Source organism: Flavonifractor sp. (assembly GCF_019422385.1).
In the GTDB taxonomy this organism is placed as follows: domain Bacteria; phylum Bacillota; class Clostridia; order Oscillospirales; family Oscillospiraceae; genus Flavonifractor; species Flavonifractor avistercoris.
This window is the reverse complement of sequence record NZ_JAHZDL010000005.1, coordinates 17,565-32,821: the sequence shown is the minus strand read 5'-3', so window position 1 is coordinate 32,821 and position 15,257 is coordinate 17,565. Positions and strand designations below refer to the sequence as shown.

The window sequence follows — 15,257 nt, the reverse complement described above, 5'->3', positions numbered from 1 at the left end:
CAGAACAATGAGTACTGAAGAGAGAAGTGTCAACCAGCCTGAGGAGCAGCCCTCCCTGTCCGAACAGCGCCTGATTCGCCGCGCCAAGCTCAAGGAGCTCCAGGATGCCGGCCAGGATCCCTTCCAGATCACCAAATACGTGGTGAAGCACCACTCCGCCGACATCAAGGAGAACTTCGAGGCCCTGGAGGGCACCGAGACCTCCATCGCCGGCCGCATCATGTCCAAGCGGGGCATGGGCAAGGCCATCTTCTGTGATCTGCAGGACGTGAAGGGGCGCATCCAGATCTACGTCCGCATCGACGAGCTGGGCGAGGAGGCCTTCGCCAAGTTCAAGAAGACCGACATCGGCGACATCGTGGGCGTGGAAGGCGAGGTCTTCAAGACCAAGCGGGGTGAGATCTCCGTCAAGGCCCACAAGGTGACTCTTCTCTCCAAGTCTCTTCAGCCCCTGCCCGAGAAGTTCCACGGCCTGACCGACAAGGAGATGCGCTACCGCCAGCGGTATGTGGATCTGATCATGAACGAGGACGTGCGCCGCACCTTCCAGATCCGCACCGCCTTCATCAAGCACGTGCGCAAGTATCTGGACGACCGGGACTATCTGGAGGTGGAGACCCCCGTCCTCAACACCATCTCCGGCGGCGCCACCGCCCGGCCCTTCATCACCCACCACAACACCCTGGACATCGACATGTATATGCGCATCGCCACCGAGCTGAACCTGAAGCGGCTCACCGTGGGCGGCTTTGAGCGGGTGTATGAGATCGGCCGCATCTTCCGCAACGAGGGCATGGATCCCAAGCACAACCCGGAGTTCACCACCATCGAGCTGTACGAGGCCTATGCCGACTTCCACGACATGATGGACATCGCCGAGGGCATCCTGTCCACCGCCGCCAAGGACATCCTGGGCTCCTACCAGGTGAACTGGCTGGGCGTGGACATCGACCTGACCCCCGGCTGGCCCCGCCTGACCATGATCGACGCCGTCAAGCAGTATGTGGGCGTGGACTTCGACGCCATCTCCGACGACGAGGAGGCCTGCAAGGCCGTGGAGGCCAAGGGCATCGACCTGGAGGGCTGCGAGCGCACCTGGGGCACCGCCCTGTACGAGGCCTTTGACCAGCGGGTGGAGGAGAAGCTGGTGCAGCCCACCTTCATCACCATGTACCCGGTGGAGGTCTCCCCGCTGACCAAGCGCTCCCCCAAGGATCCCCGGCTCACCGAGCGGTTTGAGCTGTTCATCAACCACTGTGAGTTCGCCAACGCCTTCTCCGAGCTCAACGACCCCATCGACCAGCGCGGCCGCTTCGAGCACGAGCTGGCCCTGCGGGAGATGGGCAACGACGAGGCTGGCATGATGGACGAGGACTTCATCAACGCCCTGGAGTACGGCCTGCCCCCCACGGGCGGCATGGGCATCGGCATCGACCGCTGTGTCATGATGCTCACCAACTCCGACTCCATCCGGGACGTGATCCTGTTCCCCACGATGAAGCCACTGGATTAAAGACCCGTTGCGGCGCAAGGGTTTGCGGGTTTTTCACGAGCCTGAAAGAGCGGTTTTACACCAGTTTTACACCAGTTGGATTCAGCAGTAACACGTTTTTACACCTGATTTTACACCAGTTTTTAGAGAGCCTCCTAAAAGAGAAAGTGCCCGTGGCAGTTGAGCTACGGGCACTTTTTTTATACTTTTTCAGTTATTTTTATACACGGCGGTGCAACAAATGAAATGGGTTTAATTAGAAGCCATTGCGCGGGGGTGAAATGACCGGCTACACACGGCAGCTATTTGAATCCTCTGTCCACAGATTTTCTTTCTCACGATTTTTATATTCTTCCTGCTCTTCAGAAGTTGCCGGCCGGATCATGGCCTTTCCGCAGTCCGGGCAGGTATCCTCAGACGTTCTAAGGAACAGGTAATGACAATTATCACAGGCATATAGCATTTCAATCAGGCCTCGCTTTCGTGTTTACCAGTGTAGCACGGAGCGGGGCTTTTTTCAATCTATCAGGAGGGAGGTCGGCGAGATGAAGTGCCTGCTCAAATATCAATGGGTCAAACTACCCCGCAATCAGCTTCCGCCCGGCAAGGGCATTATGGCCTCTTGGGCTCGATTGGCCTCCCGTGCAGCCTTTAGGACTGGGCAGGCCCGGTACTGCGGTTACACCAACAAAGTGAGTGCCGGGGGCTGGGCAGGCGGCATCGTCGGTCTGAAGAGTATCCTGGCAATCAAACGTCGGCGGCAGGCCCTTGAACATATGGACACTCTGGCTGACCTCGGTTATATTACCTACTCACTGGACACAAAAACAAAGAAACTGACCTATCAAGTCACAGATTGGGTCGTAAGATGCTCTGGCGAGCCCTGTATGGGCCGTGAGGCGGTTTATGCGACAGAGGGGTATGGATTCCTCTGCCTGCCCAGGAACGTCACACAGAGGCTTGCAGAGCGGCATTATCAATTTGCTGAGGCAGACGCATGGCTCGACCTCTGGTGCCACACAGTTTGGCAGGAGCCCAGCAATGCGTTTTCCTTCTCGGCGCCGGCTGTTCAGTTTGGGCAGTACGGCGCTGTTTTGACATTGGAATCCCTTGGCAGGCGTTGGGGATGGGAAAAGACGAAGGTCTGGCGCTTTTTCAGAAAACATGCGGATGCCTTCCCGCTGTATAAGCTGCCAGGCGCTTTCGGCTGCCTCATCTTCAATGCAGTCTATCCGACTGGAGAACAATTCACCTTGCCGTCCCAGGACAAAGTCGAGCGCATTTTGAGAGAAATACGCACAAAAGACGGGAATACGCACGAAAACCAGCAGAGCGACCATGCTCGCATCTGCAAGCTGGTCGCTTGGTACAGTCGTGCAGTGCTGCCCCGGGAACAAGAGGAGCGCCGTGTTGCATCTGAGGACTGCTATATTACGCGCGCGTATTTTTCTCCGTGTAAGATTTTAGAGTATGTTAGGGAGGACTGCCAAGGGATATCTCCAGCGACGCCAAATTTTGAATTATTCCGCGGAACCTTGCCACGGGCCGGGCCTGCGGATCAGGATGATGGAGGTATTGAAAATGGCAGATTTGAAGGCATCCCTCTGTGGTGAACTGCCGAATCAGGATAGTGCGATCCCCCAGGAGCAGCTGCGCGCCTTGCTGGAGCGCAGGGGGATCGTGGGAGATCCGGACATCCCCAATGCGAAAGCCCGGCTTGCGGAGCAGGAGCTTCGCCGGAATATGTACCATAACACCCAGGTCATGCTCAAGCACTACCGGGACATCGTCTGGGCCTTGGAATGCTTCCCCAGTGAAGTCGCACAGGAGCTGGATCAGCCGCTGAAGGATCTGGACGCGCTGCTCAGCGTAGTGGACACGCAGGTGGCGCTGGGGAACGCGAAGTTGGAGCACCGCCTGCTCAGCATTCGGAAGTCCCGCCTGCTGCTGGACCGGATCAATGAGGCCCTGACGGTCCTGCGCCATAAGCCGGGCAACGGGGAGCTGATGTATAACATCATCTTCCAGACGTTCATCACGCCGGACAAGCCCAGCCATACGGATATCCTGTACCGGCTGGATATCTCGGAGCGGCACTATTACCGGCTCCGCCAGCAGGCGGTCAACATCTTATCCATCCGGCTGTGGACGGCCCCAGCCGGCTGTCTGGATGCCTGGCTGGAGCTTTTGACGCTGCTGGAGGGGTGATGTCCTACTCTGCGGCAGAAAAATGGCAGAAAATTGGCAAGGTCGGTGCGGATGACAAGGGGAGTGCAGATGTGCTATCCTGTTATCGTCCAAAACTGGACCTGACGGCAGGGAGCCGCCTTGAAGTGATTGAGAACAGTCGCTTCGAGGCGGCTCTTTGCTGCAAATATGACGAAAAGGAGGGAAGCAAATGGCAAAGGACGAGAGCAGGAGGGATCGCTGGGTGAAGGCGTCCCAACGGCTGCGCAACGCTTTCCAGATGGCGGCGGTATCCTGTTACATGATGGTGCTGTTCGCCCAGCCGGCGGCTGCTGCGGACACCATGTGGACACGGTTCAGCACGATTATCGCAGATGTCTATGGCGAGCTGGTGGGCATCTCTACCATCGTGGCAGTGACTGCGGCTGCGGTGGCGCTGTTGGTGCGGATGATCTCCCGCAATGAGCGGGCCGTCGCAGAGGCGACCAGTTGGCTGAAGAGAATCGTCGTGACCTGGATCGTGCTCAATACCCTGGGCTTTGTGGTCGCCTACCTGCAGCCGCTGATTCAGGGCGGACAGTACACGCCGTCGACTACTCCCTGATTCCAGAAAGAGCAAAATCAAACCTGAGGAGGATATGTCAGTGAAGAACAAAATCTTATCTCTCACCGCATCGCTCCTGCTTTTGACCATGCTGACGCTGCCTGCGGGCGCGGTCAGTTTGGACGTGACGGATCCTGACGCCATGCTCCCGGTCGATATCATCCTCGACCAGGACAACAAGGAGATCCGCAAGGTGTATGATCTCTCGCCCAACACCGATCCCTCCACGCTCCCCATGGGGCAGTTTGAGCGGGATGGCCTCCTGTACGACTGCACCGATGTGCTGCGAGAGGTCATCATCGGCAGTGAGACGCAGGTCATCACCCAGGAAGAGAAGGTGGACAGCGACAAAAAGGACATGGACACGATTTTGTCCCTGCTGCCCCAGGAGAAAGAGGTCACCACGGAAGAGGGGTTTACCGGCACCCTCACGCTGGATCTGGACAGCATCAAGACCGAAGCGGCCGGGTATGGCAGCAGCACCCAGCCGGTCACAGCCACCAGGACCTACCCCAATCTTGCAAACCAAGACCTCAACCATCTGCCGAAAAGCATCACTGAGGGCGGACGGACCCTGACGCTCCAGGATGTCCAGTGGCAGACGGACAACACCTACAACGCCGATGACTATGAGATCGGGGATCGTTTTACTGCTGTCTGCACCTACGGCGGGAGCAAAACAGTCAGTTATGTGACGGGCTATACCACCACAGCCAACTACTCAGGTGAGGTCTACCGCACTGGGGTCACAGTGATCCGCTACACCGTCATTTTCACCGGCACGCCGATGGAGCCTGTTGCGGAGGAGCAGTCTCAAAGCGGCGGCCTCAACTGGCTCATGGTGGCCCTGCCCGCGCTGGTGGCTCTCGGCGCCGGTACCGGAGGAACATACTTTTTCATGAAACGGAAGGAGCGAAAGATGTATGAGGAACTGGCTGAAAGCAACGATGCTGCTGCTGGCCATCACAGCGATGATGGCGACCCCGGCACTGGCGGCGGAGTATGAGTTTGACGACTCGGACGGCCCCATGTATGCTCCGCCCACCTCCGTTGACCAGGTGATCGTGGTTGGCGGAGGGGTGACGGAGAGCAGTAACATCGACCGCAGCAAGAATACCGCCGTCATTGCGCCGCCTTTCGGCAGTCCGGAGTCCTATCTGCCTGGTGCCGGCACGACACTGATCCCCCAGTCCGGAACATCAACTGGCAGCAGCACCATCAGCGGTGAAACAATCTACCTGCCGCCGGCGTCCTACGATGAAAGCACCCCGGCCGCGGATACCAGCCTGAGCAGCAACAAGTTCACCCTCCCGGACGGCCTCTTTTATGAGGACGGCAGCCTGGGCCGGCTGAAGATCCCCTCTCTGGGGCTTTCCGTCAAGGTGTATGAGGACGAAAGCCTGGAGAGCCTTGCCAAAGGCGCCGGGCATTTCAAATCCACCTCCTGCTGGGACGGCAATGTTGGGCTTGCGGGCCATAACAGAGGTGTGGCCAACCACTTTGGACAGATCCACACCCTGGAGGACGGCGACAAGATCACTTACACCACGAAGCTCGGCACGCGCACCTATGAGGTGTTCTATGTGGGGCAGATTGAAGAAACGGATTTCTCCCGCCTGGGCCGGAGCAGCGAGAATATGATCACGCTGATCACCTGTGTCCGAAATGTGCCGGAGATGCGCTGGTGCGTGCAGGCCCGGGAGATCACCTGACAGTATTTTTGCAAAACTGACCTCTTTTCGATGTAATTAAGTCAAATATCAAGAAAAGGGGGAATCAGTATGCGTAAACTGCCCATCCTGCTGTTTACTGCCGTCTTTGCGCTTTCTTTGGCCCTGCCGGCGTATGCGGCGGAAAGCAGCAACGAAGAACTGAAAGCCGCTTCGCAGTACCTGAACAGTCATGGGATCATGGTCGGGGACGGGGAGGGGAATATGAACTTCAGCGCCCCGCTGACCCGCGCCCATCTGGCCACGATTCTTGCCCGGCTGCACGGCGGCTCCGGACAGGTGGAGGAAAGCCGAGACTTCTATGCCGCCCAGTGCCAATTTCAGGACGTTCCAGACTGGGCCCGGCAATATGCCGGTTACTGCGCCTACCACGGCCTCATGGTCGGCTATGGCGATGGCCTTTTTGGCGCGGAGGATCCTGTGACGCCCGCGGCAGCCTGCACCGTGATTCTGCGGTATCTGGCTCTGCCAGACCTGGTGTGGGATTACAACAGCGCCTGCAGCACCGCCTGTGATCTTGGCCTAAGTGAGCCTGCTATGACGGCTCAGGGAACCATATCCCGCGGTGATCTTGCGGTCATGCTATACCGCGCACTGACCGGAAACTTCCAGAGGACCTCCGCTGGAGCGACCGGAGCATCTGTTTCCATCAGTAGCTACAAGGGGAACATCCTGAAGGCGGGTACACGAAGCGGCCTGCTGGTCTATCCGTCGGACGCGCAACTTGAGCTGGTATCCAGCAATCCGGAAATCCTTACGGTAGAGCAGATCGCCGGGAATTGGGTCGCGGTCGCAAAGTCGCCCGGTACTGCAAGCATTTTTGTAGTTGCGGCAGACGGGGAACAGGGCCGTCTTACGATCACGGTATCCGATGTTGACGAAGGTCGGCCGGCAGCAGGAACTGATTACGCAGATAACCTGGAGATCCGAACAGAGATCCTTGCCCTTGTCAATCAGGTCCGGCAGAAATACGGCCAGTCCGCAGCCCCGGCCGATCAGTCGCTCATGGACGCGGCTCAGGACTATGCCACGCGCCGGAACACCTGGCACGACAGCCAGGAGGAGTGTGAAATTGTCCTCGCTCATGGATATCCCTATGGGTTCAGCTGCAATTTAACAGTATTTACCAGCGTGACCGCGGAGGATGTTGCCAAAACCGCAGTGAAAAACTGGGTAAACTCCCCTGGGCATCTGCGAGCAATGCTCGACCCAAAGGCGGACAGTCTGGGCGTCGGTGTGGTGCGGTATGAGGGGGTGACCTACTGCTATTTATTTGTCGGAATGTCCGGCACCATCAATCCATACGCATAATACCTCAAACGCGGAAAGCCTTCCAGCAGCAGCTGGGAGGCTTTTTTCTTACACAATTTTCGAGAAAAGGAGTTTATCTGCATGGAAAAACTGAAACAATTTCCTGCTGCGCAAAAGCGCCTCGTTTGTATCCTGCTGGCGCTGATCTGCATGCTCGGACTCCTGCCCAGCACCGCTTTCGCGGCCGGCCCCAATACCATCGTTATGGAGGATTGCACGCATAACGGTGTCTATTATGAGTCTGCTGCCCTTAGCACCTGTTGGCTGCACCAGATGAAATTCGACTACAACGGTGACACCGTCATGGGATTTTGTGCCGATCACGGAGGCGGCATGGGCTGGTCACTTGAGGGGCATGAATGGAACAATCCCAGGGAAATTACCGACCCCACCGTGAAGACCATGCTGGCGTATTTCTATGCCCACAGCCGCGGGATCTTCACGGACCAGGCCCGCGCCCTGGGGGTGGACGAGGTCTGGAGCAGCGACTATACCTGGACCATGAACGCCTGGGTGCAGGCGGTGGTGTGGCGCTATCAGGAGAATCTCTTCTCTGATCCGGTAGCTGCCTGCGCCGAGGAGCTGCTATACGTTTATAACAATCTGGAGCACACCAACTACACCAGTATTGACGACGTTGTAGACGGGACCACTCTGCGCGACCGGGCGCAGTATATTTTGGATCTGGGAGCCCAGGGCGTCTGGGGCGACTGTAAAGTCTACGAGTACGACTACGCCGGCCCCGGTTCCGCCCAGCATCCGGCCTATGATGTTCAGAGCATCATCATTGGCGACTTGACCGTCACACGGGAGCGGTACCAGATGACCGTCAAAAAGGTGGATGCGACCAATCCCAACCTTGCGCTCCCCGGCGCCCGGTTCCTGGTGCAGAATGCCAACGGCACTTTTAGCCAGGAAGTCGTCACCGGAAGTGATGGAACTGTGACGATCACCAATCTGGAGGCCTCGACTTACTCTGTGACGGAACTGGATCCGCCGGATAATTACCAAATCGACAATGCCGGCCCTCAGTATGTCGTTCTGCCCAGCGCTACTGGTGAAACGACTGCAACTGTGACCTTCACTGACACCCCTATCCGTACGGGCGAAGGCAGCATCCGCAAAGTCGATGCCGATGATCCCACCAAGGGCCTGGCCGGCGCGGTCATCAAGATCGAGGGCGTGGACAATGAGTTCGTGGGCACGTACATCACCGGCGCAGGGGGCTACCTGGAGGACGTGCCCTGGGATGCCATGCCTATTGGTTCTTTTGTCGCGTCTGAGGTGACCCCGCCGAATGGGTACACCACCAGCAGTGATCCTGACAAGGTCCGCCAGGAGTTCTACTGGGACGGCAAGCATGATGTCGATTTGATTTTTGAAAACGACGCCAAGGTCAAAGTTCAGCTGATCAAGCTGGACGACTCAGACAACCCCATCGAGGGCGCCGTGTTCAATGTGGTCAAAGACGCCCAGGTGATTGCCACGGAGGCCACCGACGCGGACGGCAGCATCATCGTTCCCAATGTCACCGAGGGGATGTACGCCTTTTTCGAGGTATCTGTCCCGGCCCCGTATGCCAAACTGCAGCAGCCGGTCATCGCCCATGTGGATCAGGCCACTGTGGACGGCGGCGGCACCGTCACTGTCACAGCGGTGGATCAGATGCTTCCGACCCTCACCATCCTCAAGCGGGACGGACAGACGGGTGAGGTGGTCCCCGGCGCGGTGTTTGAAATCACTGGCATTCATTACGGCTACCACATGGATGTGACCACCGGGCCGGACGGCACCGCGACCCTGACCGGCCTCCCCGTTGACAGCTACGAGGTGACGGAGATCTCCGTCCCGGACCCCTATGTGGTGGCGGCGGAGCCGACTCAGACCATCTGGCTGGGCCCCGGCGATGACCGTCAGTTGATTTTTGATAACCTCAAGCAGCCGGAGCTGACGATTGCAAAAGTAGACGCCGCGGACTCTACCACCCCGATCCCCGGCACCGTCTTTCGGATCGAGGCAATCGACGGCGATTATCAGCATGATGTGACCACCGGCCAGGATGGCACCGTCACCCTGCGGGTTCAGCCGGGCACATACAAAATCACAGAGCTGTCCGTTCCGGCCCCCTACTACCTCCCCGATAAGGACGCAGACCGGGAGCAGACGATCACGCTCAATGCCGGCGATGATAAAGAGGTGACGTTCAAGGACCACAAGGCCCCGGAACTCACCATTTATAAGGTGGACAGTATTGCAGGCGCTCCTGTTGAGGGGGCGCGTTTTCACGTGACCTATGCCAGCAATGGCGAAGCCGCAGATGCACCTGCCACCATCGACTATGGCGAGATCGTCACCGATGCCAACGGCGAGATCAAGCTCCACGAGCAGGGCCAGCGACTGTACCCCGGCGAGTTTACCATCGAGGAAGTTGAGCCTGCCCCTGGGTTCCAGATGAAGGAGCCCACCCGCCAGACAGTCATCCTCCACGGCGGCGAGAGCAAGACGGTGCGTTTTGAGAATACGCCGCTCAACGCAATTATTGTCGAGAAGTATGATTCCGTCACCGGTGAAGCCTTGGCTGGGGCCACCTTCCAACTGAGATTTTTGGGTGGTACCTCGGGCACCGGAGGAACCATCATCGGGCAGAAAGTGACCGGGCAAAACGGCACCGCCATCTGGACCGGCCTCACTGCGGGCACCTATATTTTGGAAGAAGTGGATCCGGCGGATGGATACAGCATTATCCAGTCCTCTGAGACGGTCTACCTGGCCGACAGCGGCGAGCAGTCCGTAATCACCGTGAGGTTCCAGAATATGCCGGACGGGATTTTGCTCGTCCGCAAGGTCTGCGCCACCAACCCCAGCGTTACCCTTCCTAATGCCGAGTTCAAAGTCACCTATGCGGACGGCACCCTCATCGGCGACAGCAACGGCATTTTTAGGACAGATGAAAACGGTGAGATCCGAATTGAGGGTCTGGCCCCCGGCAAGAGCGTCATCGTCACGGAGGTCTCCGCGCCGCCGGGCTATATCATCGACACACAGAGTCAGACGGTGCAGATTAAAGAGGGCAGAACTGTCACATTAACCTTTAAGAACCAGCCCAAGGGCGAGCTGATCATCCAGAAACGGGACAGCGCCACAAAGCAGCCCCTCCCCGGTGCGGAGTTCAGAGTTACAACCGCCGCCGGCTGCGAGGTGGGCTTGGATGGGGTGATCGGTGATTCCACCCTCACCCAGAACGGTATTTTTACGACCGACAGCAATGGAGAAATCCGCATCACTAATCTGGCCCCCGGGGCATACGTCATTTCTGAGATCCGCAGCCCGTCCGGCTATGTGATGGACGCCCCCTCCACCAATGTGGTCATTGGAGAGGGCGGCGATACTCAGACGGTGGTCATTACCAACTCCAAGGCCGGGTCCCTGGTCATCGACAAGCGGGATTCTTTGACAGGGGAGCCGCTGGAGGGAGTAACGTTCAAGGTCACTACTTCTACCGGCGAATTTGTCCCCGACGAGAACGGCTACATTTCAAGTAATGGCCTCTACAAGACGGACAAGGACGGCAATATCCAGATCGACGGGGTGGTGGGTACCTTGGTGGTGACGGAGGTGGAGACCATCCCCGGCTACACCATCGACCCGGCCCATCAGACGCAGACCGTCCAGGTCAATCCCAACGACACACAGACGCTCTACTTTACCAATACCCCCTCGACGACCCTCGTCATTGAGAAGTACATCGAAGGCACTACTACGCCTCTGGAGGGCGTTACCTTCCTGGTGACCGACAGCTCCGGCGCGGTGGTCGGTCCATCCAACGGCGAATATATCACTGACGAGGCGGGCCGAATCGTGATCGACGATCTGGAGCCCGGTACCACTGTCACCGCCCGGGAGATCAAAACGCTGGAGGGCTACGTCCTGGACGGCGCCCCGAAGTCGATTAAAATCAAGGCCGGCGAGGTGCAGATCCTCCGGTTTTACAACAGCAAGCAGGGCACCCTCGTCATCCGGAAACTGGACTCCGAAACCCATGAGCCTCTGGCCGGGGTGGAGTTTGAACTGACCTATGCGGACGGGGGCTATGTGGACGACGCCAACGGGCACCTTTCCAGCAAGGGCCTCTACACGACCGACCAGAACGGCGAGATCCGCATCAGCGGCGTGACTGGAACTATCGTGATCAAGGAGACCAAGACGATTGAGGGGTACACCATCGACGAGGCAACCCGCATCCAGACGGTGGAGGTCAACCCCGAGGACACCCAGACGATCACGGTGTATAACGATCCCATCGGCGGTGTGGAGATCCTGAAGGTTGATGCCAACCGAACCAGCAAGCGGATCCCGAACACGACCTTTGAAATTAGAAAGATCGACGATGAACTGATCGACACCGTCACGACGGATAAAAATGGCCGTGTGTTCTGCGCTCTTGAGAACGGCGCCTACTACGCCGTTGAGATCGAGGCAGGGGAGGGGTATCGCTTAGACGATACGCCGCATTATTTCGAGGTTGAAAACGGCAAGACCATCTCTATCCGCATTGAGAATGAGGCGTTCAGCGGTCTTCTCATCCATAAGGTCGATTCTACCACCGGAGAAGGGATCTATGGCGCGCATTTCTTGGTGTATGACAGCAGTAAAAACCCCATCGGCGAATACGTCAGCGATGACCGGGGCTATGTCTATGTTGAGGGACTCTCCAGCGGGCGCTACTATGTCCGAGAGTTGGACAACGAAGGCTACCTGGTGGATGATGAGCTGAAGACCGTCTATATCCGGGACGGGGCTACCACCGAGATCGAGTGGGAGAACACGCCCATCACAGCCCAGATCCAGATCTGGAAGAAGTCCGCGGACGACAATGCCATCAACGGCTTCCCGGCCGGGACCCCGCTGGAAGGCGCGGTGTTTGAGATCTACAACAAAGCCAATGCCCTTGTGGATACCATCGAGAGCAACAGCAGGGGACTTGCGGTGTCTAAGCCGCTGCCTCTGGGCCGCTATATCGTGAAGGAAGTGTCCAGTCCCCAGTATTACTCCGTCAGCGAGGAAGAAGTGACGGTGTATCTGGAGCATGAGGGCCAGATTGTTCAGATCGAGTTCCTCAACGAGAGCGTCTACACCAATGTGTCCATCGGCAAGAGCGGCTACACAGAAGTCGTGCCCGGCCAGGAGATCCGCTACACCTTCAAGGACATCGCCAACAACTCCACCGTTCCGCTGGACAGCTTCTACTGGCGCGACACGCTGCCGACCGATGCCGTGCGGCTGGATAAGATCATCACTGGCACCTATTCGGCCCGGCTGAACTACAAAGTCGTGTTCCAGACCAACCTCTCCAACACCCAGCGGGTGCTGGCCGACAACCTGAACACCTTGCAGAACTATACCCTGGACGCCTCCCCGGCGGCGCTTGGGCTGGCCTCCAACGAGTATGTGACCCAGGTCACCTTCCTGTTCGGCCGTGTCCCCGGCGGCTTCCGGCAGGTGGAGACTCCGTACATTTATTGTGATGTCCTGTCCGACCTGCCCCACGAATACCGCTTCGCCAACAAGTGCGATGTGGGCGGTATGTGGCGGAATCAGTGGATCCAGGCGACTGACCGGTGGGTGACCATCATCTACCGCGGCGGCCCGGTCCCGACCCTGCCCCGGACAGGCTACTAAGCACAACCGACCGATGATGGGGGCGGCCTCTGTGCCGCCCCCATCCATGTTGAGGAAACGAAACCATGTTAGATTGGATCTTTGAGGGCATAGCGACCTGGGTGGCCAGCGTGATGACCCAGATCATGGATGCCATCTCCGGGGTGTTCATTGGGGCGCTGGGCACGGACATGACCGCGATGGAGGAGTACTTCCCATTCGCTGTCAGTGCCTACACCATCATCCAGTACACGGCCTGGGCGCTGCTCTTTCTGGTGGCGGTCTGGCAGATCTTCCGCGCCTTCAGCGGCCCGCTGGCGGAGACGGAGAACCCTCTCGCCATCCTGGCGCGGGGCGCGATTTTCGGCTTTTTAATCGCCTATGCAAAACCCATCTTCAGCCTCGCCCTGGACATCGCGCGGGCGCCGTACACGGCGCTCATGGACTCCACGCTGGATCCCGGCGACTTTACCTTCGCGGGGATCGAGCAGGCGCTCACCAATGGGCTGACCACCCTCGTCTCAGTATCCACGGTGGTCGGCCTGATCCTTTTGATTATCCTGATGATCGCCCTGGCCTGGAACTACTTCAAATTGCTCCTGGAAACTGTGGAGCGGTACGTGCTCGTGGGCGTTCTCTGCTATACCTCGCCGCTTGCCTACGCCATGGGCGCGTCCAAAGCTACCTCGCGGGTCTTTCAGAGCTGGTGCCGGATGGTCGGCTCCCAGCTGCTGCTCCTGGTACTCAATGTGTGGTTCCTGCGCGCCTTCAACTCGTCGGTCGGCCAGTTCATTGCCAACGGCGGCGCGCTGACCAATGGCCAGGGCAATATCTTCCTATGGCTCTTTTGTGCCCTGGCGCTGCTGAAGATTGCCCAGAAATGCGACAGCTATCTGGCGGCACTTGGCCTGTCTGTGGCCCAGACGGGCAGCAGTATGGGCATGGAGATGCTGATGGCTGCCCGGGTGCTGACCGGCTTCTCCAGAGGCGGAGGCGGGAATGCCGCTTCCGTATTCGGAGGGGGAGCGCGGGGCGGCGCCGGTGCTGCTGCTGCCGGAACGGCCGGCGGTGTCGCCGCCGGCGGGATCCTGTCCGGCTTCATGAACCGATACCGGCCCAACAGCTTTGTCCGCGATGCCGTGGTGGACGGCGGGAGCCGGATGGGCGCGGGCGGCGGCGTAGGCTTCGTGGGCAGGGCCTTCGGCGGCATGGCGGCCCGCAACGGTGCCACGCTGACGCCAAACTCCATATCTTCTGTGGCCACGCGGCCGCCCAACGTCTCCGGCACCATCGGCGGAGAGATCGCCGACCGCAGCATTCCGGGCTATATGCCCCAGCTGGCGGGTGGAGCCGCGGCCAATATGACCTATTCCGGCACCCAGATCACCGGCGGGCACATCAGTACCACCGCCACCGCGCCGGATGGGCGGCAGGCCAAGGTAGACCTATACAGTACCGCCCAGCATGAGGCGCCAAGCACGCCGCACACAGTGGTCACGGCCGCCGACGGGAGTCAGTGGTATCAGGTTGCCTCCGGGGAGGGCATGGGCGCCTTCTATGCCACGCCCACCTTTACTGGCGATGTGTCCGAGGCGGCCCAGGTCGCCGAGGCATTCCCCAGCGCACCGGACGGCACCCTGCTGCGGCAGGTGGACGAAGGGACTCTGGAGGCCAGTTACCCGGATGGCGGGAACAGCCTTTGGTACAACAGCGCCTACTTCCAGGAGCCGGATGCGCCCCATGAGGTTATCCAGGGTGCGGACGGCCTGAGCTGGTACGCGATGACGCCGGCTGCAGCAGTCCCGGAGTTCGAGCCGGAGACACCGGCGCCGTCGGGTGGTGGTCTGAGCCCGTCTGCCCAGTACAACGCGGCGCTCTTTGGCCAGTTCATGCCTGGTTTCGACCAGCCGGTGGTGTCTGTGGACGGTTCCCGGTCCGCCGACGGTATTCTGGAGGTGCGCCACGAGGACGGCACCGGAACGGCTTTCTACGACCGGACCATGTATCAGGCGCCACGCGGCGACTACCATGTGTTTGAAGACAGCGGCGGCAGCCAGTGGTACGCCATCCCCGGCACGCCCGCTGTGGAGCGTCGCCCCGTCTATGAGGACGGCAGGCCGGTCTATGATGGCGACAAGCTGCAGACGACGACGGTGGAGACTATGCGCTACAAATCAACGCCGTCCCGCCACACGCAGCCCCAAAAGCGGCCTGTGACGGAGCGCAAGCCGCCCAATCGGAAGAAACCCTGATCTGCGGGCAGACGCATCCATCT

At 59.0% G+C, this 15,257-nt stretch carries 9 protein-coding genes; all 9 read left to right on the top strand.

What is annotated here, in order from left to right; all coding sequences use genetic code 11:
* Positions 1-7 precede the first annotated feature (7 nt).
* The 9 genes from lysS to QZ378_RS01460 all read left to right on the top strand — a co-directional run bounded on the left by lysS (position 8) and on the right by QZ378_RS01460 (position 15,234).
* Entirely contained in the window at positions 8-1,513 is a 1,506-nt protein-coding gene (gene lysS / locus QZ378_RS01500) for a lysine--tRNA ligase (protein ID WP_191379838.1), read from the top strand.
* Between the two features lie 524 nt (positions 1,514-2,037).
* The gene (locus QZ378_RS01495) at positions 2,038-3,105 is read left to right on the top strand and encodes a hypothetical protein (protein ID WP_213039345.1); all 1,068 of its coding nucleotides are present in this window, start codon (positions 2,038-2,040) and stop codon (positions 3,103-3,105) included.
* Positions 3,074-3,700: a hypothetical protein gene (locus QZ378_RS01490; RefSeq protein ID WP_087333695.1), complete on the top strand. Its 627-nt coding sequence runs from the start codon at positions 3,074-3,076 to the stop codon at positions 3,698-3,700. The genes QZ378_RS01495 and QZ378_RS01490 overlap by 32 nt, the downstream gene beginning before the upstream one ends.
* Positions 3,701-3,890: 190 nt before the next feature.
* The gene (locus QZ378_RS01485) at positions 3,891-4,283 is read left to right on the top strand and encodes a hypothetical protein (protein ID WP_087288310.1); all 393 of its coding nucleotides are present in this window, start codon (positions 3,891-3,893) and stop codon (positions 4,281-4,283) included.
* A 34-nt stretch (positions 4,284-4,317) separates the two neighbouring features.
* Positions 4,318-5,289, top strand: coding sequence for a cell wall protein (locus tag QZ378_RS01480; RefSeq protein ID WP_213039343.1), 972 nt, complete (start codon positions 4,318-4,320; stop codon positions 5,287-5,289).
* A complete protein-coding gene (locus QZ378_RS01475) occupies positions 5,207-5,995 on the top strand; it encodes a class D sortase (protein ID WP_243898521.1) in 789 nt (262 codons plus the stop codon). The genes QZ378_RS01480 and QZ378_RS01475 overlap by 83 nt, the downstream gene beginning before the upstream one ends.
* A 69-nt stretch (positions 5,996-6,064) precedes the next feature.
* Positions 6,065-7,324, top strand: coding sequence for a CAP domain-containing protein (locus QZ378_RS01470; RefSeq protein ID WP_291257077.1), 1,260 nt, complete (start codon positions 6,065-6,067; stop codon positions 7,322-7,324).
* Positions 7,325-7,405: 81 nt separating this feature from the next.
* On the top strand, positions 7,406-13,003 hold the full coding sequence (locus QZ378_RS01465; RefSeq protein WP_291257076.1) for a SpaA isopeptide-forming pilin-related protein: 5,598 nt from the start codon (positions 7,406-7,408) through the stop codon (positions 13,001-13,003).
* Positions 13,004-13,068: 65 nt separating this feature from the next.
* The gene (locus QZ378_RS01460) at positions 13,069-15,234 is read left to right on the top strand and encodes a hypothetical protein (protein WP_291257075.1); all 2,166 of its coding nucleotides are present in this window, start codon (positions 13,069-13,071) and stop codon (positions 15,232-15,234) included.
* Positions 15,235-15,257 lie beyond the last annotated feature (23 nt).

Bases quoted from the DNA above. Each gene is read 5' to 3' on its own strand.
- QZ378_RS01475 (WP_243898521.1), top strand. From the start codon at position 5,207: ATGAGGAACTGGCTGAAAGCAACGATGCTGCTGCTGGCCATCACAGCG.
- QZ378_RS01465 (WP_291257076.1), top strand. From the start codon at position 7,406: ATGGAAAAACTGAAACAATTTCCTGCTGCGCAAAAGCGCCTCGTTTGT.
- QZ378_RS01485 (WP_087288310.1), top strand. From the start codon at position 3,891: ATGGCAAAGGACGAGAGCAGGAGGGATCGCTGGGTGAAGGCGTCCCAA.
- QZ378_RS01490 (WP_087333695.1), top strand. From the start codon at position 3,074: ATGGCAGATTTGAAGGCATCCCTCTGTGGTGAACTGCCGAATCAGGAT.
- lysS (WP_191379838.1), top strand. From the start codon at position 8: ATGAGTACTGAAGAGAGAAGTGTCAACCAGCCTGAGGAGCAGCCCTCC.
- QZ378_RS01460 (WP_291257075.1), top strand. From the start codon at position 13,069: ATGTTAGATTGGATCTTTGAGGGCATAGCGACCTGGGTGGCCAGCGTG.
- QZ378_RS01470 (WP_291257077.1), top strand. From the start codon at position 6,065: ATGCGTAAACTGCCCATCCTGCTGTTTACTGCCGTCTTTGCGCTTTCT.
- QZ378_RS01480 (WP_213039343.1), top strand. From the start codon at position 4,318: ATGTCAGTGAAGAACAAAATCTTATCTCTCACCGCATCGCTCCTGCTT.
- QZ378_RS01495 (WP_213039345.1), top strand. From the start codon at position 2,038: ATGAAGTGCCTGCTCAAATATCAATGGGTCAAACTACCCCGCAATCAG.